This window comes from Pseudomonas sp. Kh14, from assembly GCF_900291005.1.
Classification (GTDB): Bacteria; Pseudomonadota; Gammaproteobacteria; order Pseudomonadales; family Pseudomonadaceae; genus Aquipseudomonas; species Aquipseudomonas alloputida.
In genome coordinates this window covers 1-244 of the sequence record NZ_OLKJ01000040.1, presented here as the reverse complement: position 1 = coordinate 244, position 244 = coordinate 1, and the positions used below count along the sequence as shown (strand labels likewise).

The 244-nt window shown below is 65.6% G+C and carries 1 protein-coding gene; it reads right to left on the bottom strand.

The annotated features are described in order from the left end of the window. Positions 1-244: DUF2059 domain-containing protein (locus tag FQ668_RS27220; RefSeq protein WP_144180742.1), on the bottom strand; the 244-nt coding region annotated here is incomplete at both ends.

Here is a 244-nt window from a genome sequence, read left to right as displayed (position 1 = left end):
ACTTCAGGTCGTTGGTGCTCTGGCCAACCGCCAGGCCTGCGCGTACAGCGGCCAGGGCTGCCTGGTAGTAAGCCTTGCCGTCCGGCGACTCGGCAAAGGTGGCGAACTCTTCCAGCTCGGCATCGGACAGGTCGCGGTAGACATACAGCAGCGTGTCGTTGAGGTCTTCGCCAATCTGGCTCATCAGACGCTGGCGCTGACCATCGAGCAGGCCCTGGGCCTGACCGCCGCCGAACAGGCCGGG